This window comes from Mesorhizobium sp. M0016, from assembly GCF_040324035.1.
Lineage (GTDB): Bacteria > Pseudomonadota > Alphaproteobacteria > Rhizobiales > Rhizobiaceae > Mesorhizobium.
In genome coordinates this window covers 189,187-210,385 of record NZ_JAMYVM010000009.1, presented here as the reverse complement: position 1 = coordinate 210,385, position 21,199 = coordinate 189,187, and the positions used below count along the sequence as shown (strand labels likewise).

12 protein-coding genes are annotated in these 21,199 nt (G+C 60.4%); 6 read left to right on the top strand and 6 right to left on the bottom strand.

The annotated features are described in order from the left end of the window. The coding region (locus NKJ88_RS15995) for a beta strand repeat-containing protein (RefSeq protein ID WP_352444668.1) at positions 1-4,687 on the bottom strand (4,687 nt) is incomplete at its 3' end. A 322-nt stretch (positions 4,688-5,009) separates the two neighbouring features. On the opposite strand from NKJ88_RS15995, the gene NKJ88_RS15990 reads away from it, so the two are divergent. After that, positions 5,010-5,948 carry a transglutaminase-like cysteine peptidase gene (locus NKJ88_RS15990; protein ID WP_023696389.1) on the top strand — a complete coding sequence of 313 codons (939 nt, stop codon included), beginning with the start codon at positions 5,010-5,012 and terminating at the stop codon, positions 5,946-5,948. Positions 5,949-6,033: 85 nt separating this feature from the next. On the opposite strand, the gene NKJ88_RS15985 is transcribed toward NKJ88_RS15990, so the two are convergent. From NKJ88_RS15985 to NKJ88_RS15970, 4 genes are read right to left on the bottom strand one after another with little or no spacing between them, the layout of a single operon-like run. After that, entirely contained in the window at positions 6,034-6,675 is a 642-nt protein-coding gene (locus NKJ88_RS15985) for a ribbon-helix-helix domain-containing protein (RefSeq protein WP_023681069.1), read from the bottom strand. Continuing rightward, positions 6,665-7,954 carry an HlyD family type I secretion periplasmic adaptor subunit gene (locus NKJ88_RS15980; protein WP_023744453.1) on the bottom strand — a complete coding sequence of 430 codons (1,290 nt, stop codon included), beginning with the start codon at positions 7,952-7,954 and terminating at the stop codon, positions 6,665-6,667. The genes NKJ88_RS15985 and NKJ88_RS15980 overlap by 11 nt, the downstream gene beginning before the upstream one ends. A 43-nt stretch (positions 7,955-7,997) precedes the next feature. Beyond that, positions 7,998-10,130 (bottom strand): type I secretion system permease/ATPase, encoded by a 2,133-nt coding sequence (locus NKJ88_RS15975; RefSeq protein ID WP_023824761.1) that lies wholly within the window; start codon positions 10,128-10,130, stop codon positions 7,998-8,000. A gap of 37 nt (positions 10,131-10,167) precedes the next feature. After that, the gene (locus NKJ88_RS15970; protein WP_023824762.1) at positions 10,168-11,616 is read right to left on the bottom strand and encodes a TolC family protein; all 1,449 of its coding nucleotides are present in this window, start codon (positions 11,614-11,616) and stop codon (positions 10,168-10,170) included. A gap of 1,445 nt (positions 11,617-13,061) precedes the next feature. On the opposite strand from NKJ88_RS15970, the gene NKJ88_RS15965 reads away from it, so the two are divergent. The 5 genes from NKJ88_RS15965 to NKJ88_RS15945 all read left to right on the top strand — a co-directional run bounded on the left by NKJ88_RS15965 (position 13,062) and on the right by NKJ88_RS15945 (position 20,104). Further along, the gene (locus tag NKJ88_RS15965) at positions 13,062-13,778 is read left to right on the top strand and encodes a pentapeptide repeat-containing protein (protein ID WP_023687777.1); all 717 of its coding nucleotides are present in this window, start codon (positions 13,062-13,064) and stop codon (positions 13,776-13,778) included. 504 nt (positions 13,779-14,282) lie between these two features. Continuing rightward, positions 14,283-15,470 (top strand): magnesium transporter, encoded by a 1,188-nt coding sequence (locus NKJ88_RS15960; protein ID WP_352444664.1) that lies wholly within the window; start codon positions 14,283-14,285, stop codon positions 15,468-15,470. Between the two features lie 477 nt (positions 15,471-15,947). Continuing rightward, entirely contained in the window at positions 15,948-17,222 is a 1,275-nt protein-coding gene (locus NKJ88_RS15955) for a tetratricopeptide repeat protein (RefSeq protein ID WP_023824763.1), read from the top strand. Next, a complete protein-coding gene (locus NKJ88_RS15950; RefSeq protein ID WP_023687780.1) occupies positions 17,219-18,043 on the top strand; it encodes a FecR family protein in 825 nt (274 codons plus the stop codon). Before NKJ88_RS15955 ends, NKJ88_RS15950 begins: the two co-directional genes overlap by 4 nt. Positions 18,044-18,133: 90 nt before the next feature. Continuing rightward, positions 18,134-20,104, top strand: a complete 1,971-nt coding sequence (locus tag NKJ88_RS15945) for a CHASE2 domain-containing protein (RefSeq protein WP_352444662.1) — start codon at positions 18,134-18,136, stop codon at positions 20,102-20,104. A gap of 88 nt (positions 20,105-20,192) precedes the next feature. Here NKJ88_RS15945 and NKJ88_RS15940 read toward each other — a convergent pair whose 3' ends face one another. Further along, positions 20,193-21,167 carry a L,D-transpeptidase family protein gene (locus NKJ88_RS15940; RefSeq protein WP_352444660.1) on the bottom strand — a complete coding sequence of 325 codons (975 nt, stop codon included), beginning with the start codon at positions 21,165-21,167 and terminating at the stop codon, positions 20,193-20,195. Positions 21,168-21,199 lie beyond the last annotated feature (32 nt).

The window sequence follows — 21,199 nt, the reverse complement described above, 5'->3', positions numbered from 1 at the left end:
TGGTGTAGTCGGCGCCGGTATCGTTGACGCTGCTCACCGCGATGGTGAACACCTGGTTGGCGGCCACGCTCGGGTCGGTGTTATGCACGTAGCCGATCAGCTGGCTGCCGACCCATGTCGTGTCGACCACAGCGCCGGCCAGCGTCTGCAGGCCCGTCGCATTGCCGGCCGTCGACAGCACAACGCCGCCGAGGGCGATATGGTCGGCGCCCAGCGTGTAGGCGATATGGCCGGTCAGCACCGGCGTGGCATCGCCTGTCGCCGTGTCGTGATTGCCGGCGGCAAGGTCGTCCTCGTCGGCGATCAGGTTCGCCGAAGCCGTCACATTGGTGATGCCGCTGTCGGAGACCCCGAACGTCACCTGCTTGGTGACCGTGTCGCCGTCCTTGTCGCTCACCGTGTAGCTGAACGTCTCGGTTACCGTCGTGGCGCTCGTCACGTGCGCCGGCGCGGTGTAGATCAGATGGCCGGCGCCGTCGATCGACAGCGTTCCGCCTGTCGCGCCCTGGTTGGCGAAGACCAGGCCTTGCAGCGTTCCCTGCAGGCCGTCGGCGCCCGCGCCGATGCCCAGAACCGTCACTGCATCACCGATGTCGTGCGCTCCGGTGCCCTCGACGAAGGTCGCTCCCGCATAGTTCTGCGCAACCGGACCATCATCCTGGAATTCGATGCTCAGGGCGACATGGGATATGGCAGTGCTGGTGTCGCCGTCGAAATCGGTGATGGTGGCCTTGACGTGCAGGTCGGCGGTGACGGTCGCGATGTCGTCAAATGCTGCGGTGCTTGAACCGTCGACATTGTGAGCGATCGGCTGATACTGCCCGATCCAGACCGCTCCGGTCGGGTCGACATAAACCTTGAACACGTCGACGTTGTTGGCAGAACCAACGAGAACGCCGTCCGAATTCGTCGAGAGCATGATCGCCGAGCCGTCGAGTGTCTTCAGGCCCGAATCGACGTTTGCTAGCGGCTTGCCATCCGCGTCGGTGACGGCAAACGAGAATGTCGCACCCTCATCCGCGCCAATCGAGGCATTGAACAGGCCGAGTTCGCTGGCTGCCGATTTTGCGTAACCGAGCGCGTCTGGCTCAGTGACCAGGGCTGGCGGGAGCAGTGCGGTGTCATCCGCCGGATTGGGATCGGCGGCGTTGTTGACGCCGGCGGATTCGTCGTGGCTGACTCGGAAGACCTCCGTCTGCGTGGTGACCGTCGTGACCTTGGCTTCGATGCCGAAGATCTTGAACGGGTTGCCGCCGGTCAGGGTCGCATCGGTCCCGCCAGCGTTGGAATCGAAGGTAAAATCGTTGTAGTTGCCCACCTTGAGCTGGTCGAACGGTGTGCTGCCCACAACTTCGACCGTCGCACCATCCGGCACGCCGGCGAAGGCATAGCCCACCTGCACGCCGCCTTCGAAAACAGCCGTACCGGCCGTCAGCACACCGTTGATGTTCACGGTGAACGGCTCGAACGTGCCACCGTCCTTGGCGCCGATGAAAAGAATGGCATTGTGAATCTGGTGAGCCTGGGAGACGTCGATCGTGAAGCTGACCGACGACACGTCATAGGAACCACCGTCGGTGTTGGTGGGGATATTGAGGTTGTTGACGAAGTCCATCGTCACGATTTCGGGGCCAGCAAGCGGTTGGGTTTCGTATCCGTCGATGATCTGGCCGTTGCCGACGCCGATCTTGGTGCCCGTGGTGTTGACCGAATCGTCGTTGTCGTTGATGTCGATGCCGCTGAGCTTGATGTCGTGATTGCCGGCGCCATCCATGCCGCGAACATCGGTGTTGCCGGCCTGCAGCGTATAGACGATCGTTTCGGTCGTGGTTGTGGTTGTCGTGCCCGCATCCCGCGCGACGATCTGCGGAACGTCGTCGAGCACCTGGACCTTGAACGTACCAGCCGCCAGTCCGATGGTGTCGCCGTCACCGTCCATGGCGATGACGAAGGCCGAAAGATCGATACCGCCATTGGCAAGCGTATTTTCGGTGTTATCGCCCGGGAGCGTATCCAGAGTCGGATGATCGATCTGGTCGATCAGGGTGAAGACATAGGAGCCGTCCGCACCGACGGTCAGGGTGAAAACGGGACGATCCGTGCCCGCCTGATAGCCGGCGCCGGCGCCTACATCGACATAGCCGGTCAGGGTCGTGCCGTCGGAGACGATGAGGACGTTGCCGCCTTTCGAATCAAATCCCGAATCCGATGGGGTGGTTTGGGTGACAAGGCCGAAGGCCGAGGTCGCATTCGGGCCGTCAGAGCCGAAGTCGACGATTGCATTCAATGCGCCGGCAGCACCGATGGCAACCGCGGAGTTTGTTCCGGTCACTTCGCCGTCGGGCTGGGCATTGTCGACATTCCCGGTGGACTGGCTGTTGTGCAGACCGTCTTCGTCGACATTCGCGGTGACCTGGGCGGTGCCAGTAACCTTCGGCCCGTCATCGTCGAAGGAGAATGCGGAGCCTTGGCCGTTGATCAGGTCGACGGTCGCCTTCTCTGTGATGGTGTCGCCGTCGCCATCCTGGCGCGTTACCTCATATTGCAGCTGAACCTGGCCGCCATTGGTCAGCGACAGATTGAGTTCGGAATCGAACTTGTTGCCGTCGGCGCCATGGTTAAGTGCCTCATAGAGCGTGGTCTGCAGCTGCTCGGCGCCAGGCGCCCCGGTGATCGCGATGGTCAGAACCTGATCGCCATGCGTGTCGCGGCCGACGATCACTCCTCCTTCGAGGAAGAGCGTGACGGCGCCGCCGTCGGTGGCGGTGAGATTCGTGGCAAGGCCACCGGCCGGAATGCCGGTAAAGCTCAGATTCCCGGTAACGGTACCAGGACCGTCCGAACCATAGCTGCCGCCGACAGTGAACAGATTGGTCAGTCCGCCTGCTACCGCGGTGTTGACCTGCGCCAGGCCCGGACCGGCATCATCCGTGTTGGCGTTGCCGCCGGCATCTTCGGTCTCGCCGATAGCGCCATTGTAGCGATCCGCGCCAACCGTCTCGTCAAGCTCGACGGAAAGCAGGCCAGCCGCTCCATCGTGGGCGCCGACCGTTAGGCTTGGCCCATCGTCGTCGAAGGAGAATGCGGAGCCTTGGCCGTTGATCAGGTCGACGGTCGCCTTCTCGGTAATGGTGTCGCCGTCGCCGTCCTGGCGCGTTACCTCATATTGCAGCTGAACCTGGCCGCCATTGGTCAGCGACAGATTGAGTTCGGAATCGAACTTGTTGCCGTCGGCGCCATGGTTGAGCGCTTCGTAGAGCGTGGTCTGCAACTGCTCTGCGCCGGGCGCGCCGGTGATCGCAATGGTCAGGACCTGATCACCCTGCGTGTCGCGGCCGACAATCTCTCCTCCTTCGAGGAAGAGCGTAATGGCCCCGCCGTCCGTGGCAATGAGATTCGTGGCAAGGCCACCGGCCGGAATGCCGGTGAATGCCAACTGCGCGGTCGTGCTGCCTGGCCCGTCGGCACCGTAGACGCCGCCAACGGCGAACAGCGAAGAAAGGCCACCCGCCAGGCCGGTCGTCACCTGGGCCAGGCCAACGCCGTCATCGGTGTTGGCGTTGCCGCCGGCATCTTCGGTCTCGCCGGCATTATAGCGGTCGCCGCCGACCGTCTCGTCGAGCTCGACCGAAAGCAACTGTGCCGCTTGCGCGGTTGCCTGGACCGAAAGCGTAGGGCCGTCATCCAGCACACCAATATTGAGGGTCGCGGTGGCCGGATCATTGTCTGTGTCTGTAACCACGACGGCAAAGCTGTCGGAAACCCCCTCGGTCGTTCCGGTCGATGACTTGTCGTGATGATCAAGAGTGTTGTCGGCAAGGGTATAAATCCAGCTATAGCCGTTCGTAGGATTGCCGGTGACCACGAGCGTGCCGTATTGCCCGGCAACGCTGCCGCCGTTGGTCACGTCCACACCGTCAATGACAAGCGTCCCGATGCCATCACCCGAGACGATGTTGAAGGTCCCTGAAACCTGCTCGGCGGTGCTGGCCGGGTCCGTCCCGTCGGAAAGCGCGGCCTCGTTGACGACAAATCCGGAGCCAATGTCGATTGTCGGCGTCGTATCTTCTTCCCTGACCCCGATCGTCAGCTCACGCGGCTCCAGCCGTCCAAATTGCAGGTCCGTCGGCGGCAACAATGCGGAAAGATCGAAGCCGTCGCCGATACCACCTGGGGGAATGGTGAAGTCGCCGCCGGCACTGCCTGGGGCGCCGCCCGGGCCGGCCGAGATCGAACCATCGGCACCGAAGGCGACATCGACGTGGCTCGCTTCAAGAGCGGCCAGCAAGGCCACGCGCGGAACTTCGACATCACCGATGATGAAGGTCGGCACGTTGAGCGCGCCATCCTTGATGAGGATGACTGAACCGTCGGCCTGTTCCAGCAACAGATTGTGGCCGTCGACCTTGATGTTGTCGATGGAGACGTCCGCCGGAAGTTTCACGATGTTGCTGGCGTCGGCCACGTATTCATGCGGCGCGGCTGCCGCCGGCGCTTTCGCCTCCGCGGGTGCTGCCGGCTGAACGGGTGCGCCACTGCCGACATCGACCGGCACCGGCTCGGCAGGCGCCGCCTGAGCGGCCTGCGCTACCTGGATGCCTGCCTGCGATGGCGAGCCGCCATGTTCATGTGAAGAGTGCTCGTCCCAAGAATTCGAGACGGTATCTAAATCGTTACTGGTCGTCATCGCCAAACCCCTCCGGCATTTCCCGGATAGAGACAGTGACGACTTCTGCTTTGCAACTGTCCCGCAATCAATTTCATATATCCCGGTATGCAAGTCTCGGCATTTTTTACGTGTGGTAAACCCGGAAGATATAATCTGATATACATTGACCGCGCCGCGCTTCGTTTATATCCGCCGGCTGAGCTGGATTGGTAAACAGAAGTATAAGTTTGAATAAAGTTTTACACAAAATAGGTATTCCCGATTGAAGGAAACTTATCCACCTTCCTTTCCAGTAATTTGAGACAAGATTGGTACCGTCCACAGTCAAGAGGTGGGCGTCATGAAAAAAGAAAAATCTGCCCTGGGAATAACCGGGCTCAGGCTCCTCCTGCTGGCAATGGCGATCGCAAGCCTGCCGCAGCCATCATCCGCGAAAGCAATTGCCGTGAATGCCGGCGCTGCCGCTGGAGTTCTGGCGGCGGTCGAAACCCCGTCCAGTCTCGGCGGCGTTTCGCTGGCTCGGCCGCAGCCATGGCAGCCGGTTTCAGCCTACCGGATCGGCATGATTTTCAGCAGCTCTGTTGCCGTTGATGAAAAGCGTGGTTCTTCGATCGCGCCGCCCGCCGCCGGGATCGACCTGATCCAGACGGCGGCGATCATTCCCGGCGTGTTCGGTTCTGTTGCCCTGTCGATGCGCAATTTCCCGGTTTCGGCGCGCTGGGCGCCGGTCTACAAGGCAATTGTCGACTGTACCGCGAGCAGCGCGTGCGAACGCAAGAACAGCGCCTTTGCCGAGATCGTCAAGGCAGCCGGGAACAAGCGCTTCATCGACAAGTTGTCCTTCGTCAACTCAAGTATAAATCGCGCCATCGCCTACAAGAAGGACAGCGTGGTTTACGGCAAGCTCGACTACTGGGCCAAGCCCCGGGAAATCCTTGAGCGGCGGGCAGGGGACTGCGAGGATTTCGCCATCCTCAAGATGGCCGCGCTGCTGCATGCAGGCATCCCGGCGCAGAGCATGTCGCTGGTCGTCTTGCAGGATCGCAAGCGCGGTTTCTTTCATGCCGTGCTGTCGGTCAGCACCGGCAGCGGCGTCTTCATTCTCGACAGTTTGAGCAATGTAGTTTCCCGCGACACAGACCTGCCGACCTACGTGCCGCTGTATTCGTTCAGCACCGATCGCGCGTGGATCCATGGCGCGAAGACCGGTTCTGCTCAAATAGCCGATATCAAGGGCGGCCTTTCGACGGTCGCGCCTGGTGAAGGTGTGCAGCCGTAAGCTCCCATCAGAGAGTCTTGAGCGCTCTATCTCTTGTTTGACGCAATTTTCCACGGAAACCGCTCGCACTTTTCCCGGAATTGCTCTAGCCGCCGAAGACGAACGCCATCAGCAGTTCCGGCTCGACCACCGGCGCCCGCACCGCGCTCAGTTGACCGCGGTAGCGGCGGTCGCCGGCGCCTATGACGAAACCGGTCGCGACCGGCGTCTCGCCATTGGCGTCGAGCCTAGCGAATATGTCGGCGACATTGAGGTCCAGCGCCAGCTTGAGATCCTGGCGCGCGTCCTCGTTCGGCGCCACCGGCAATTGCCGCCGCACCAGTTGCTGGAACGGCGCATTGAAGGTCAGGATCTTCTTCGACGATGCCAGGGCAAAGGCCGGCGAGGGACAGGCGACGAGAATGGCGCTGATGGTTTTGATCGACGCGAGCCTCTGCAAGGTGAGGTTTTGGTCGGCCAATCCACGCATGCAGGCTACGCGAATTGCCGATGTCAGGTTTCCGGCGTTGGCGTGGCTCTCTGCAATTTCCTCGATCAGTGTGCCGATCGTGCATTTGCGGCTTTCCGCCATCTGCTTCAGCGATGTCCAGAACGCCCGTTCCAGACGAATGCCGCGGCGCATGCCGCCACGCGCCACAACCCGGAACTCCAGTCCGAAATCCTCTGCCGCCAGCGGTGGCAGCAGCCGGTCGCGATCGGCAGGAAGGGAGACCGCGCTATCGCTCACTCATTGCCTCCTCTCGCGCCTTGTTGATCGGCTTCATAAGGTAGGTGAGAATCGTTTTGCGTCCGGTCTTGATGTCGACCGAACAGATCATGCCGGGGATGATCGAATAGGTCTTGCCGTCGCGTGTCAGGGTCGATTTGTCGGTGGCGACACGGACCTGATAATAGGGTTCGCCGGTCTTCTGGTCGACCAGGCTGTCGGCAGTGATGTTCGAGACCTTGCCTTCGATGCCGCCGAAGATCGAGAAGTCATAGGCGGTCACCTTGATCAGGGCATCCTGGCCCGGCCGGATGAAGGCGACGTCCCGCGGTGAGACCCGGGCTTCGACCAGCAGGGTCTCGGACGTCGGCACGATACCCGCGACGACCGCGCCGGGCTGGACGAAGGCGCCGACCGTGTTGATGTCAAGCGTGTTGACGATACCATCGACAGGCGAACGGATATCGGTACGCGCCACCTTGTCGGTGGCACCGCGTATCGTCTCGTCCACCACCGAGAGATCGGCCAGCGCCTGCGTCAGATCGCTGAGCGCTTCCTGTTGCAGCTGGAGGCCAAGTTCGTCGACCTGAAGCTTGGCTTCCGTGATGGCAGACCTGGCTTTCTTGATGGTCTCTCCGGCAAGCGTCAGCTGACCATTGAGCTCGGTCTGCTCGCGCTCGACGCGGAGCTGCTCGGTTCGCGCCATCAGGCCCTTCTTGACCATCGCTTCGACCAGCTTCGCCTCCTGGTCGCTGACGGCCAGGTTCTTGGTGAGGCGATCGGCATTGGCGTTGGCTTCGTCGAGTTCCTTCTCACGCTGATCGAGGCGCGACTTGAGAACCGACAGTTTGACTTCGAAGTTGTCGCGCCGCGCGATTAGCAGCTTCTGCTCGTTGTCGCAGATTTCCGGCGCCACCTTCTGGATCTCGGGCGGGCAGGGAAACGCGCCCTCTAGACTTCCGGTCTGTTCGAATTTGAGCCGTGCAATGCGCGTCTGCAATGCCCGCGCCTTGGCCTGCTGCTCGCCAAGGCTGGAAGTGTTGAAGGTGTTGTCGAGACGAATGATGAGGTCATTCTTCTTGACGACCTGACCGATCGTCACGGCGATTTCCTGAACCACGCCCGGCTCGCTGGCCTGGATGATCTGGGTCTTCGACGCCGGTATGATCTTGCCGTCGCCGCGTGCGATTTCATCGACCTCGGCGAAGGATGCCCAGGCTACCGAACTCGCAAAAAGCGCTCCGATAATGAATATCGAAGCCGACGCAAAAAGCGGCGGACGGTCTTCCCTGGCTAGCATTTACCACGTCCCAACGTGCTGTGTTCACGCATAATTCTGTTCGTCAGGCGCTTGTTTTCTGCAGCGCTTGTATCACCTGGTCTTTCGGTCCATCGGCAACGATCTTGCCCTGCTCGATGACGATCAGGCGGTCGGCCAGCTCGAGCATGCTGAAGCGGTGCGTCGATACGATCAGGGTCGTGTTGCGATCGAAAGCCACTTTGAGCTGCTTGATCAGCTGGCGCTCGGAAGCCAGATCCATCGAGCCGGACGGCTCGTCCAGGAACACGATTTTCGGTTTGGTCAGCAACAGGCGCGCAATTGCCATTGTCTGCCTCTGACCGCCCGAGAGATTGGTGCCGCGCTCGCCGACATTCATGTCGTAGCCTCGCGGATGGCGGGAGACGAAGTCGTCGACGCCGGCAGCCTTGGCCGCCTCGACGATCTGCTCATCGGTCGCCTCCGGGCACGCCATCAGGAGATTTTCCTTGATGGTGCCGGAAAACAGATCGTTGGCTTGCGCGACGATCCCGACCGCGGCGCGAACCTCCGATGGGTGGTATTGGCGGATGTCGATCCCGTCCAGCAGCAGCTCGCCGGAGGTCGGCAGGAAAAGCCTGCCGATCAGCCTCCCCATGGTCGTCTTTCCCGAGCCTATGCGGCCGATGATGCCAATCCGCTCACCGGGCTTCACCGAGAAATTCAGGCCGGTCAGCACTTCGTTTTCGGAACCCGGGTAGACAAAGCCGACATTCCTGAATGCCATTGCACCGTTGCGAATGGGGCGGTTGACGAAACCAACCGTGTCCGGCCGATCCTCAGGCTGCGCCATGATCGAATTCACCATTCGCAGGGACAGCATCGCCTGGCGAAGTCTGGACAAGGTGATCGCAATCTGCCCAAGCGGGGCCACCGCCCGGCCCGCCAGCATGACGGTGCCGATGATGGCGCCGGTCGAGACATGCCCTTCCGAAAAGGCATAGGCGCCGGCCACGATCAAAGCGACGGTGACCATCTGCTGGATGGCTTGCGTTATGTTGCCGGCGGCAGCCGAAAGCTGTTTGATCTTCTCGGACGTGTTGGATGCGTTCTTGGAATGCTCCGCCCATTTTCGCAGAAGGTACGCCTCTGCCCGCAGCGATTTGATCGTTTCCAGCGTGGAGATGGATTCCACCAGCAGGGCCTGGCGCTGCGAAGCCTCGTTCATGGAAGCGGCAACGCGTTTGCCGATGCGCCGTTGCGTGATCAGCCCGACGATCACCGAGGCGACAAAGGCAATGGCCGGTATGACGACCAGCCAACCGCCTATCGCATAGATGACAAGAAGAAAGACGAAGACGAAGGCTGTGTCGATGAAGACGCTGATGGTGTTCGACGTGAAAAACTCGCGCACGAACTCGTACTGGGTCACCCGATTTGCATATTCGCCGGTTGAGCCGGGCCTTGCCGACAAGGACGAGTTCAGCACCTTCTCGAAAAGCATATAGGAGATGCGAAGATCGGCCTTGCGCCCGGCATAGTCGATCAGTGACGCTCTGGCGGTCTTCAAGAGTAGGTCGAACAGAATGACCGCGCCGATCCCGATCGACAGCACCCAGAGCGTCGATATCGCCTTGTTCGGCAAGATCCTGTCGTAGACGTTCATGGTGAAGATCGGTGAGGCAAGAGCCAGCAGATTGATGAATACCGCCGACAGGATGACCTTCGAATAGGTGCGCCAGAACGGCCCCATCGTGCCGGTCAGCCAATGTCGCCGCTCGATCTTGGCCGCCGAACCGACGCTCATCGCCTCTACTGCGTTGGCATAGGTTATCGAGAACGAAACGCCGCCACTAATATAACTTCCGGAAAACTCGGATTTGCTGATTATCGTGCGGCCGTCTTCCTGGGGAGCGGTCGTAAATCCACCGTCCTCGGTCTGGGCAAGCAGCGCTACAGGCAACTGGCTGACGCGAAACAGAATGGCGGGAAGGTCGATGCGTCCGCGAAGAAAGTCGCGATGGCTGAATTCCGTGATTTCAAGACCGATGCGTTCGGCAAGATGCCGGATGGCGTCGATATCGATGCGGGTGTCTGACAGCGGCACGCCGGCAAACAGCACGGTCTCGGAACTCGGCCTGCCGAGGTACCCGGCAACAGCGGAGAAGCAGGCCTTGAACGCCTCTTTTGGGGAGAGGATTTTGGGTTGTGGGTTCACGATCGGCCCGCAGGACTATCGTTCGTCCTTGACCTTCCTACTTCTTTCTTACCGGTGCGAGGATGTCGAAAGGCAGATCGTTCGTCTGCTCCGACGGCGTGCGCGCATAGGTTTCGGTGTCGGCCGTTTCAGGCGCATTGAACTCGGCCTTGGCATAGGCGGTGGCCTGTTTTGCCGGCTGAAGATTCATGGTCTTCAGCAACTGCCCGGTTGCCGCCAGCAGCCGGTACTGCGCGAAAAGCGACGCGTAGGATGCGGTGTCGGCAAGCGTAGCTGTGTTGAACCGCGTGTTCTGCGCGTCGAGCACGTCGAGCAGCGAGCGCTGTCCGACCTTGAACTGCTCGCGATAGGACGCCACCAGCCTTTCGTTGGCGGCAGCCTGAAGCTTCAATGTCTTTGCCAGATCGGCCTGCCGGAAGCGGCGATCCCATGACGTACGGACGGCTTCCTCGATCTCGCGCAGAACCTGGTGCAGCACAAGGCGCTGCTCGCTGGTGCGGCGGACCTGCTCTTGCTCGTTGGCTTTGTCGATGCCGCCGCGATAGAGGTTCCAGCGCAGCACCAGCCGCGCCTGCAGGTCGCTAGCGTCGCCATTGTCGCCGTCGATGTCATAGCCGCCGCGGGCGCGGCCTTCGGCGATGACGGAGGGCCCGAATTTCGCCCGCGCCGCATCCACCAGGGAGGCGGCGGCGTCGATATCGCTGTTGGCCATGTGGACGCGCGGATTGTTCTGTCGCGCCAGCCCTAGCGCGTCGTCGAGCGACCTTGGCAGCGCGCTCGAGACATCGCCTGGCCTTGACGCGTTGGTCAGCGGCTTACCGACCGTCTTGAAGAACCGTATCTTGGAAGCCTCCAGTTCTTCGGTCGCCTCCTGCATACGTGCCTTGGCAGCGAACAGCCGCTCCTCGGCCTGCTGGCGATCAGCCTCGTTCAACGCGCCGCCTGCAATACCTTGCCGGATGTCGCCGAGGATTGCCTGGTGAAAGCCCAGATTCTTCTTCGCTTCCGAAACGATCGAAGCCTGCAGCATGTATTCGAGATAGTCCTGGACGACAGACAGTCCAATGAATTCAGACCGTTCCAGCACCCGGAACGATGCGCCGTCGACCCGCGACGCCTGACGGTTCAGTTCCGCCCGCCTTGCGCCGCTGTCATAAAGCGTCTGCGTGACAACGACATCGGCTTCCGACGGATAGAGCGCGTCATCCTCTATGGACAGCGAACGCCGGGAGGAATTGTCGAGACGACGAACCCCCGCCGACGCTTCGACATCGACGCTGGGAAGATAAAGTCCCTTCGCTTGGCGTAGCTCGAATTCGATTGCTTCGCGGTTTTCGATCGCTTGGCCAATTTCGGGGTTGGACTCCACCGCAACCGCCATCGCCTCCTGGAGAGTGAGCGCGCGAGCATTCCCACAACTCAATATGGCGACCGTCGTCAGCAGGCCGAGGCGCTTGCCTATCGCCGACATAGATGTCGTATTCATTTCACCCCACCCCAACGTTCCCCTGCGCCATTATTGCCAGGCGTTACAACTCAACCGTGATTGTTCACAAATTTGCAAAATATGGGAGCACTTATTGATTTAGTGACCGCTAAAACGCTAAATTCAAGCAAAATTCTATAGAATGTCGCAAAAATGGCACATAAAATACCCACTGCGGTTTTTGAGTAACAGCCGTCCGAGTTTGAACAGGCAAGCGAAACCGCTCCGGGAAGGAGGACTGCAAGGCCACCTTACGACCTATTTGCTCCTGATAGCTTGACTATTTCTGGGTGTATTTTTTCAGCGAGGTGACCGACAACATCTTGGTTGGCGGCTACAATCGGCAGGATAATCTTAGCCCGCTTGCCAGAGCCTGGAACCGACACCCCGGTCTTTCTTCGACCTGAAGCGTGGGCATAAATCCCTGAGCCGGCGAATAAAGGCCGACAACTGCTTCACTGGCCAGCGTGCCAGCATAGGGCTCATATGACGGCCGATCAACGACTCGGTCAACCGAAGAGGTGACGGTACTTTTTGAGGCGGTTCTGTAGGCCATCGAATGCCGCAAGGTCCAAAAATCGCTCCATTGAACCCGATAGCTGGTGAAACCTCAAAATAGTTCTTGCGGCGATTTTCCGTTAAAATCAAAAGCGCAATTTTTTTGACGGTTAGTGTCCGCCTTTTCGCAGCTCAGAAAAAAATCTGACTGGAATTGAGTCATACGCTGTTTAAACAATGCGGAACGAAGTGGTCGGTTGCGCCACCACTTTGCGGGACGACATACGAGAGTTGCAGGACGAGCGCGGTCAAACATCGAGGGCCGCCGGCTCGTTAGATACCACTACTCGTTCCTCCGCGCCATTCCAACAGGCTGAACTTCGAGGCAAGTGAGCCGGTCCTGGTCCGGCGCCTCGACTCGTAAATCCATTCCACCGATCACAACTGCCTGCAAGCTGCCGCTTGTTTGTTACTTCCCAAGTCTCATCGGCCATATCGAGGCGCTAGACCGTCAGCTGGTCGCGCGCTGTTGCCACAGCTGCCGATCTGCAACCGTCCCCATTTCCGCCGTTCTGGACCCTGTCTCCCAACGTTTGCAAAACGAGGTCAGCTATGGTCGGCAGTTTGGGGTCGCGGGAGCATACGGGATGATACGGGACCTTTCAGATTTTGGCCCACCAAAATCCAGCAAAATCAACAATTTCCGTTCGCCCTCCGTGCCCACCAATAACTCACGGCTTACGCCGAACTCTTTGTTTTGTGATCGCATCCGCGAAAAAGCACTCTACCGTCAAAGCTTTTCCCCACCTCTCGATAATTTCGCAAGCTGCCGCTGGCTATCGGCGGATCGTTGATGCGCAACTGTGACGGCGGTCGTTACCGTGGCTCGAGTGTCAGCAGATGTGGTAAGGCTGATTGTCGACGAGTAGCAGAGGGGTCCAGCAACAATGACTTTGAGACGAACCAGAGCTTACGGCGGATCCGGCTTGGTTCTGGCGGTTTGCACTGTATTGGCTTGGCAAAACGCCACCGCCGCTCAAGATTGCTACGCAGCCGCGACGCCTGGCGTCAATTGGCAGGAGTGTGACAAAAAGCTTCTCATCCTGGAAGGACAGGACCTGAGCGGGGCAAACCTGTTCGGTGTTGATTTCACTTCGACCGACCTCAGGAACAGCAATCTCCTTGCGGCAAATTTTGAGAAGGCAACGCTTGTGCGCGCTTCCCTGGCCGGCTCGACCGCCAAAGGCGCCCGGTTCGACAAAATCGAGGCGTACAGGACCGACTTCAGCCAGATGGACGCGCAGGGCGCTGTGTTTACGGGCGCGGAAGTGCAGCGCTCGAATTTCCAGAACGCCAATCTGGTCAATGTTGATTTCACAAAGGCGGAATTGGGGCGTGCACAGTTCCATGACGCCGATATCAGCGGCAGCCACTTTTCGTTTGCCAATCTCGCGCGGGCGGATTTCCGAGGAGCGAAGTTCACCGCACCGATAGACTTTGACGGCGCTTTTTTCTTTCTGACCCGTATCGAGGGCCTCGATCTATCCAATTCGGCGGGTCTGTCCCAGTGGCAGCTCAACATGGCTTGTGGAGACGCCCGGACCGAGTTGCCTTCTGGCATGACGAGGCCAGAAGATTGGCCCTGTCAATTCCAGCAGGAATAGCCCGCCCGTCCGCTTCCCGCCCAAAGGCTGCCGGGCGGCAAAGCGCCTCAATTCAGTCCTCGGCCGCGGGTCAAAGCACGACACTGCGGGACATTTCCGGCAATCTCATTTACCGGCGAACGACAACGACCAAATGGAGGACGGATGCCCAAGGTCAAAGGTGATACCGCTCTGGACAAGGAGCGCGCCAAAACAGAGAAGCTCCTCAAAAAGGTTGGATACACAGCCTTGAAGGAGGCCGGTGTGGTATCCAAGCGACCCGACCTCCCAAATCTAAAGATTGAAAAGCGAGGGAAGTAGCGCGGACACTCCCATGCTGACCTGACCGAAGGCACGCCCAAAATGTAGACGTCTGCTTTGCCTTCTCAAGCTAGGAGTGTGCAGGCGGCGCTTGCGACAACCACAAAGCGGACTGCTGGGGCCGGAAGAAGCTGTCGTATTTCCGCTACGGTGCGATCCGATACTTCACAACTTTTTCACTTTCCAATTGGGGGGCCATAGCAAATGAACGAAGAGACCGGCGTTCAGAAGTTGGTGCGCACGCTGCGTGCTCGAGCACCTGATGACGCAGCTGAATTGCTCGCTAGAGAGTCTCCCGAGTTCATCCGCGACACACTAAAGCTGTTGCCGGACGGGCACGCCCGTAAGGTGGCCGAGCATTTGCCACTGCATATGCGGCCCATCAGCTCTCATGACGGTGAGATGGGTTTCGCGATCCCCGAGTCGCTCGTCGACGTGATGGACCCGATCCCCGCCGGCGTTCCTGTCGGGACGACGGTTGCTGCCGCGGTGGAAGCTGTCAGAGGCGCCCAGGTGCCGACCGAGCTCACTTATCTCTACGTCACGGACGAGGGCAATAGACTGGTTGGCCTAGCGGTCCTGCGCGATCTGATGCTGAGCGAACCCGACGCGATTGTCGATCACATCATGCTGCCCAGGCCGTTCGCTCTTGATGTCGGTCTCTCTTTGAGTAACGCATGCAAGGCGGCGGTACGGCGTCACTATCCTGTCTATCCGGTGGTGGATGCGGAGAACCGGCTGCTCGGGCAGGTTCGCGGCTGGCGATTGTTCGAGCAGCAAATCATCGAGATTTCCGCCCAGTCTGGCCAGATGGTAGGCCTCCAGAAGGAGGAGCGCTCTTTTACGCCGCTGTTTTCAGCCTTCCTGAAGCGTCATCCGTGGCTGCAGTTGAATCTCCTGACGGCCTTCATGGCCGCATTCGTGGTCAGTTCGTTCACAGGCACGATCGAGAAGATCGTCGCTCTGGCGGCGTTTCTCCCGGTCTTGGCCGGGCAGAGCGGAAACACCGGCTGCCAGGCACTGGCTATGACGCTGCGTGGCCTTGCCCTGGGGGATGTGGACAAACGACCGAAGCTGCACTTGGTGATGAGAGAGGGCGCGCTCGCGGCCGCCAACGGCGTGCTCGTCGGCGTTGTTGCGGCTGCGGCGATGTGGTTCTATGCCTCGAGGCAACCGGCGTCGGCGGCGCAGGCGCCGATGCTGGCACTTGTGATCCTGCTTGCCATGTCCGGATCGTGCCTCATGTCCGGCATCTCCGGCGTGCTGATCCCGTTGGGCCTGCGCCGGGTAGGCGCCGATCCGGCGGTCGCCTCGGCGATCTTCCTCACCACCGTGACCGATATTGTAGGCATGGGCCTGATGCTGGGGCTGGCCACCATGCTCGTGCTGTAGCAAGCTGCGTGCGGTGACGCGTCCCTGGGCGTTGAGGCAATGAGCTGACCTCGCGTTCAACGAAATTGCAAGACCCGGGCCGAATCGCACACGCGTCGTGAGAAGCACCTTCCGGCAGCTCTCCGGCCCCTTGCGAAACGCGACGGAAGGCCTTTGGAGAAGCCGTGGGTGACCTTGAAGCCTGGTGACCAGATACGGAGAATCGCCCACCCAATATTAATCTTGTCGGCTGTGCGATCCACTACTGATGAGATTTGAGTTTGTTAAGCCTTGGGCCAAATACTTCAATCACGTGCAGCAATGTCGAGAAGAGTTTTTGACAATCAGCGCAGCCGAAATAGGAATAAACCCGATATCTTGTTGCGCAGCTGCAACAGCTGCTGAGGACTCGCATAAGTCCGGCGACCGTTCAGTCGCCTTTTTCTTGCAGTCGTGCTAAGTCTCTCGCACTAGTCGGGTTTGGGGTGGGTTCTCGGCATGCAATCTTCGTTTCGAACGATCTTCGGCGTCGCCGCAGCGCTGCTTTGTGCCGGCGTGTTGCCGGCCGGCGCACAAGGTCTTTTTGGGGCCTATGACGATGCGTTTGCGGCCCGCATCGCCAGTCCGGCCGACAATGGAACGCTCGCCCAATTCGTCACGGTTGCGGTCAACGCTGGGCAATACGATCAGGCGATCTCCTCGATCGAGCAGTATCTGATCCAGTACCCCCGCGATGCGCGCGCCCGGCTTGCGGCCAGCCGGTTGTATTACCATGTCGGGTCCTATGAATTGGCCCGGCGGCAGGTGCAGTACGGCATCGAAGTCGGGGGTCTGACCGCAAGTGAGCAACAGGAAGCTGTTCGCCTGCTCGCCCGCATCGAGCGCGCGTTGCGTGGCGTCACCTGGGAACTCGCCCTGACCGGCGGCGTATTCAGCGCATTCACCGATTTTGAGCCAGGCGGGGCGCAGGACGACGACAGCTTCGTCTCGCCTTACGGGCAGGCGGAAGGTTTTGTGCGGTGGGACCTCGGCACGCCAAGTGCCGACGCGCTCGTTCTTTCGGGGTCGTTGACCGCGACTGAGCGTCTTTTCACGGAAGACCTGTCGGTTCCGGGTGGCGAGAAGACTTTTATCCACGGCAACGCAGCGATAACCTGGGACAAGGGGCTGCCCAACAGCGGGATCGATTCGCTGCGCCTGCTGCTTTCCGCGTTCACCGTTACGGATCGTTTCGACAGCGACATTTACGAAACTGGTATCGGCCTCAGTGGACGTTTCGTCGTTCGCCCGACGGTCGAGACGACGCTCTTCGCCGGTGGCGGCTACATCGATCTAAGCGCCTCGCAAGGCATTTTCGCGGATAGCAGGGTCTTCTATGAGGCAGGCGGCAGCTACCGCTTCCGCAATGGCCAGGCGCTCGGCTTGCGCTTTGTCGGCTCGAATGAATTCGCTTCCGGATCGGGCGAAATCAGCCGCAGCTATACGGGCGAGGTCCGCTATGGCGGCCTGTTGATGAACGTACCGGATCTTTTCGCATGGTCGCACCAGATCGCCTTATCGGCCGGCCACAGCGACACTCCCGATCTGTCCGTCGGCATCGGCACAAATATCAAGAGCGACTTCTGGCGCATTGCCTCGGAAAGCGATTTTCAGCTGACGGAAGCGCAGAAGATCAGCGTCGATCTCGCCTACCGCAAAACCAACTTCGCCCTCGCCAACCGCGACCGAAAATCGTTCGAAATGCTCATGAGCTATACGTTGACGCTCAATTGAAAGAGGCCGCGATGAGGTATCATCAGATCGTCATTTTTATCGCCTGCCTCGCCTTCGCGGCACCATCCGCTGCTGAGACGGTCGGGTCGATGACGGCCTATCAGACCATCATCGTCCGCAATAACGGCGGGACGATGAACGTTGGCGCGGGCGTCGAACTCGGCGACCAGTTGCGCAGCAATCCCACCGGTCTCGGAATGCTGGTGTTCCGGGATGAATCGAGCGCCAAAATTGGTCCAAACACCAGCCTGACGATCGATGAGTTCGTCTACAATCCGGGCTCCGGGTCGGGAAAGATCGACATCGGGATGAACAGCGGCCTGGCACGTTTTTATGGCGGCCAGGTTTCGAAAGGGGGCGTCATGCAGGTTGCGACGCCGCACATGGTGCTCGGAGCGAGAGGCGGCATCATCGAAGTGCTGGTGGCAGCCGGCCAGACCGTCGGCATATTGCGCGCCGGCCGCATGACCTGCACGATCAATGGCAAACGGCTGGTCATCACGAACCCGGGCTACGCCTGCACGTCGGACGATGGCAAGCTTCTGGCCGGCTACGGCGGCATCGACGCCTTCCCGATCTTGGACAGTATCGACCGGATAGCGGGAACCGGCCTGCCGGGCGCACCGGGTCCTGGGTTGGACGTAAGCGCAATTTGTGCGTCGGCTCTAGGCTCCTCGCTCAAAGTCTGCGGGTCCAGGGACGGCGCACTGCCAGGAGTGGTCATGGAATTCCCTGACAGCCCAACGCCACCTGCGGGCAGCGGGGGGCGGCGGGGCGAGTGTGAGGGTGAGGGTTGCTGCTACTACTACAACTGCGATTAGGCCTGGCTGCACGAGATGAGCCACTCGGTCGGTAGGCGCTGGGCTGATTGGCGGCAAGCCGGCAGACGCAAAATATCCGGCCTTGTGGTCGTGCTCCTGCTGCTCGCTTGCCATTTGGCTTTTGACGGGCCGTTGTCGCGCCTGCGTGAGCGGACGTACGACTTCTATCAGTTTCTCGCCCCACGTCAGGCGACGAGCAATCCTGTCGTGATCGTCTCGATAGACGACGCCAGCCTCAAGGCACATGGGCGATGGCCCTGGAACCGTGGCCTCTTGGCCGATCTGGTCAATGGCATCACGCAGTCCGGTGCGGCGGTGGTCGGGCTTGCGCTGGTACTCCCCGAGGCTGACACCTCGCCTGAGGGCATGGCCGGAGACAAGCGCCTGGCAGCGGCGCTGTCCAAAAATCGAACGGCGCTTGCCGTCAGCCTGGGCAATGAAGCGACGGTTTCAGAAGCAGAACCCAAAGCCGGCTGGTCGATCGTCGGGCAAGTACCCGATACACTTCCCGGCTTCACCGGTCTTACCGGGTCGCTTGCCGAATTCTCGAACGCCGCCGCAGGCCTCGGCGTGATTCGCACCTTGCCCGATCTCGACGGCGTACTGCGCCATGTGCCGCTGCTCTGGCTTCGCAACACCCCTCAACGCGCGCAGCTGTGGCCGTCTTTCGCACTCGAGCTCCTGCGCCTTTACGCTGGACAGGACGGTTACACAGCCCGGATGAATGCAGCCGGGTTCGACGCACTCAGGATGGCAGGCGCCATTGTGCCGCTCGAGCCGGAGGGGAGCATCCGCCTCTGGGAAACCGCCACCGACACGCCTCGCCTGTCTGCCAGCACTATCCTTTCGGGCCATGGCGATCCGCGGCTGCGGGACGCCATCGCCATTGTCGACCTGTCGGCTGTGGGCCTGACGCAGTACCTGCCCACGCCGACGAGTCCAGCGCGACCAGGAGCGGAGATCCACGCCGATGCGATCGGCCAGATGCTTGCCGGGCGCTTCCTGGCAGAGCCAGCGCACGCGCGTATGCTCGAGCGGCTCTGGTTTCTCCTCAGTGCCGTCGTTTTCATCGGGGTTTCCGGAGTGCTCGCCGGGCGTGTCGTGCTTGGCGCCCTCTCCCTGGCGCTGCTGGCCGTCACGCCGTTCGTGTTCGGCGCTCTCGAGTACAGCCTGCAGGGTGCACTCTATGACCCGCTGCAGCCGGCGCTTGCAACCATCATGGTTGCGGGCTTCGAAGGCTATGTCCTCTACAGGCGCAGCGAGCAGCGCCGGTCCACCCTCACGCGACAGTTCTCCCAATATCTGTCGCCCTCCGTGGTGCAGCGCCTCGCAAGCTCGGACACCGAGGCAATCCTGTCCGGCGAGAAGCGCGAGATCACCATTTTGATCAGCGACATACGTGGCTTCACGACCATGAGCGAACAGCTCGACACCCAAGAGATCGCCAAGGTGGTCAACCATTTCCTCGGCATTGCGACCGATGAGATCCTCAAGCGCGACGGCACCATCGACAAGTTCATGGGCGATGCGGTACTGGCCTTCTGGAACGCACCGCTAGATCAACCCGATCATCGTGAGCGTGCGCTGGACGCGGGCCTTGCCCTTATCGAGCGGGTGAGGCGCGAAGACGCCGCCTTCACCGCGGATGGCCATCGATCCATCGAAATCGGCGTCGCCATCGAGACCGGCATCTGCTCGGTAGGCAATTTCGGCTCCGAACGGCGCTTCGATTACACCGCGATCGGCTCCCCCGTGAACCGCGCGGCACGGCTCGAATCGACGACCAAGAAGCTGGGCATCCCCCTGGTGCTTGGACCCGGCTTTGCGGCAGGAGCATCGATGCCGGTCGTCCAGGCGGGCGCCTTTGAACTCCAGGGTTTCAAGGGCGAGGTGCCGGTTTTCACCGTTCCGGAGATGCAAGCTGCTCAACAAGGTATGAGCCGCGAAGTAGAGAGCCAACGTGGTGAGCAATCTGGCGCCCCCGCCATGGTGGTTGGTTCGCCGCCATCCGTGCAAATGGCGCCGCTTGACCTGACACCCCGAACCCGGAGCATCCGCTGATCGGATCCAGCGGATCGCAAGATGCAATTGTCACGGGCACAGACGGACATCTTGTTTCGGCGACCATCGAGGGATGCGACGGCTTGCGTCACTCGTCCTTGAAAGTCACCTTCATATGTTTTTGGACCATCGAGGCGAGGTCCTCGGCATCCCAGTTCGTGAGCCTGATGCAGCCGTGAGAGAAGGTCTTCCCGATCTTGCCGGGTTCGGGCGTGCCGTGAATGCCGTAGCTTTCGATGGAGAGGTCGATCCAGATTGATCCCACGGGATTGTTAGGGCCGGCAGCAATGGTGAAGGGCCGCTTGGTTTTGACTCCCTTGAATGCAAAATCGGGATCGTAGTGATAGGTCGGGTTGTGCACCACCCTTTGGATCTCTGCCTGCCCACTTGGTGCCGGCTTCTCGTCGCTCCCGATCGAGGCAGGGTAGACGGCAAACGCTTTATTGGAGGGGTCGAGCACGCGCACCTGATGAGCGCCTTTGTCGACTTCGACGCCGGCAATGGTGGCGGGAGGTTCACCCCGGCCAACATCTGGTACCAGCAGCGTGGTTCCAGCTTTCCTGAATCCGGTGCCTGGGTTTAGCCTCCTGAGCAATGGTTCGCTCACATGGAAGCGCTCCGCCAGCTTCTCGATCGAGTCGTGATAGCCAAGCCTTCTCAGGCGAGCCATCCTCTCCATGCGCCCCGGAATGCGTTTGGTGAAGGGGCCGCGTACATCTTTGCGGGTCAGTTCATAGGTGATCAGAGCTGGGCTGGTGGAGGTTGCCATCAGCTTGTCCCAAGTCGCCTGGGTGAGCTTGCCATCTGGGGCCAGTCCGTTCGACGCCTGGAAGGCCTTGACCGCCTTGGCGAAGTTCTCTCCAAGGCGGCCGTCGATGAGCCCCGGTGAGAAGCGCGCACGATCCAAAAAAATTTGCGCCTTCAGCACGGCAGGATCGAGCCCTTTCGGATCGCCGGCGGAGAATTGCGCCTGATTTACAGCGGCTAGATCCAGCTTGGCCGCCTCCGTCCCGCCGCATGCGAAGGCGAATGCAATGGCGAGGAGGAGAAGGAGCCTGATCATCGATGTCACTCCTTGCGTTAAATCGCACCTGA

Coding starts and splice junctions, on each gene's coding strand:
- NKJ88_RS15965 (WP_023687777.1), top strand. CDS start 13,062: ATGACTTTGAGACGAACCAGAGCTTACGGCGGATCCGGCTTGGTTCTG.
- NKJ88_RS15990 (WP_023696389.1), top strand. CDS start 5,010: ATGAAAAAAGAAAAATCTGCCCTGGGAATAACCGGGCTCAGGCTCCTC.
- NKJ88_RS15960 (WP_352444664.1), top strand. CDS start 14,283: ATGAACGAAGAGACCGGCGTTCAGAAGTTGGTGCGCACGCTGCGTGCT.
- NKJ88_RS15980 (WP_023744453.1), bottom strand. CDS start 7,954: ATGCTAGCCAGGGAAGACCGTCCGCCGCTTTTTGCGTCGGCTTCGATA.
- NKJ88_RS15940 (WP_352444660.1), bottom strand. CDS start 21,167: ATGATCAGGCTCCTTCTCCTCCTCGCCATTGCATTCGCCTTCGCATGC.
- NKJ88_RS15970 (WP_023824762.1), bottom strand. CDS start 11,616: ATGAATACGACATCTATGTCGGCGATAGGCAAGCGCCTCGGCCTGCTG.
- NKJ88_RS15955 (WP_023824763.1), top strand. CDS start 15,948: ATGCAATCTTCGTTTCGAACGATCTTCGGCGTCGCCGCAGCGCTGCTT.